The sequence below is a fragment of the Vibrio sp. OPT46 genome, from assembly GCF_015163535.1.
Classification (GTDB): Bacteria; Pseudomonadota; Gammaproteobacteria; order Enterobacterales; family Vibrionaceae; genus Vibrio; species Vibrio alginolyticus.
This window is the reverse complement of record NZ_JADDYG010000277.1, coordinates 3,430-5,238: the sequence shown is the minus strand read 5'-3', so window position 1 is coordinate 5,238 and position 1,809 is coordinate 3,430. Positions and strand designations below refer to the sequence as shown.

Genomic DNA, 1,809 nt, shown 5'->3' with positions numbered 1-1,809 from the left:
CGGTGTGAGCGTTATAAAGGTGTAAGGCAATATAGTGAGTAAACAATAAAGGCTAACTATAATTAGCCTTTATTAATTTTTAACTCTGATTAAATCTATGTAAAGGGGTCGTTCTTGAACCACAATTAAGTCGTGCCAAAAGGTTTTCGTAATATGGTTTTAACCATAATTTTTCTGATTGGACTACGATCTCATTCCAGCGACTTTCTTTAGCTATTTCATTACCTTTAAGTTTAAATTCACGCAGTATAAAGTCTAACAACATTATGATGTCGTATGGCTGCTGAGGTAAACGAGGGGTGTCTATAGGAGAACAAAGCTGATAATAAATGTTGCTATCTAGTTTAAGGTAGTCTTCTTCGAAATTACCTCCATATTGAAGGTGAAATTTTGGCTTTATATCATCATCGTTTTTTGAATCGTAGTCGAAATGAAACTTTCTCAAAACATGAAATCCCTCTTGAACGGGGTACATTCGCCAATTATCAGGAATATGACTACAAGTCGCTGTGTGTTCAAGCATTAAGTTTATGTTTAGACTTTGTTCTACAATTAAGCTTTCTTCAATTTTAATCACTCCACCAATAGAAACATGAAACTTTCTGCCGTTTCCGATAGGATTGTCATAACGAAAAATTATATTAGGGTTAATCGAAATTTCGGTTTTAACACGAGAGCCTTGTGATTTCATTTGTTTTAGTACTCTACGTAAGTTACCACTGAGATTACTAAAAAAAGCATATAGTTGATGCCCTCTAGAAGGAGGGAGCTCAAGAGCCCGATGTGTAATAAACTTTGAAAAATCAAAAAGATTTTCCAAGTACTTCTTTGTAAATTCTTTATCACTAACCTCCATGTTATTCTTCTCCAATTATTAGCCTTGGATTCCGAAAGAAAGGCTCTTGAGTCAGTGATTCGTTGAACTCAGAACAAGCAATATGCACAGGATATAAATTTTTATTATCATCATCTGCTAATGTGCCTAAGCTATCAGGGTAACGTTTTTGGCAACTGTCATTAACACAAATAGAAAAGTCTTCATTGCTGGAGGCGCCAAGTAGTTTTGATGAGGCCTCTTTAAATGAACATTTTGATAATAGACCGTCTGGATCGTCTAGTTCAAAGATGAGGTCTTCTAATAAACAACCCCACCAACGTTCGTCCATCGATTCATGAAAAATCCCCGAATATTTTGCTTTGGCAAACTTATCATTAATTTTGTCGAAATACTTACTATCTATGCCAAGTAGCAATGCTGCACCATCCCTACTCACCAAGGGGCCTTCTTTGTATAGCAATGACTGTATTAACCAATGGAATAAGTAGATATTCAAATCTCCGTTGATATCCTTTGATTTTATTTCATCATCACTCTCTGCCTCTAAAGGTTTATTGAAGATAGGCTTAAACATTATTTGTAATTCGTCTTCTATCTCTTCCGGTGCAATGAGTAGTTCGATTAGTTTTCTTGGATCATTACATTCTTTTAAAGCAATATGCCCCAAAATTTCATTTTTAAATGCAGCTTGTTTTTCTAAGTGTTTGTCGTTAATAAAACGGTCGAAATCTCCAAACTGATTTGAGCGAGAGGGCATTACAGAAATCAGATAGATAGGAGTACTGTTGGTGTAATCTCTAATCAGTGAGTATAAAGATGCACCACTCTTGAACATCCCTGGCTTATCAAATCTATAATCGACTAAAATCAAACTGTATTCTAGGATTTGATCTAGGCTACTTGTCAATTCTTTCTCTGTCGGTTCAATCAATTTGAAGTCAATATCTTGACTGTTCTTAAGCATTTCCAAT

The 1,809-nt window shown here is 35.1% G+C and carries 2 protein-coding genes; both read right to left on the bottom strand.

The window, feature by feature from the left end; translation table 11 throughout:
* Window positions 1–79: 79 nt before the first annotated feature.
* Window positions 80–856, bottom strand: a complete 777-nt coding sequence (locus IQR33_RS12665) for a hypothetical protein (RefSeq protein ID WP_193843741.1) — start codon at window positions 854–856, stop codon at window positions 80–82.
* 1 nt (window position 857) lies between these two features.
* Window positions 858–1,809 (bottom strand): hypothetical protein (locus IQR33_RS12660; RefSeq protein ID WP_193843740.1); only part of this gene is annotated, 952 nt, incomplete at its 5' end.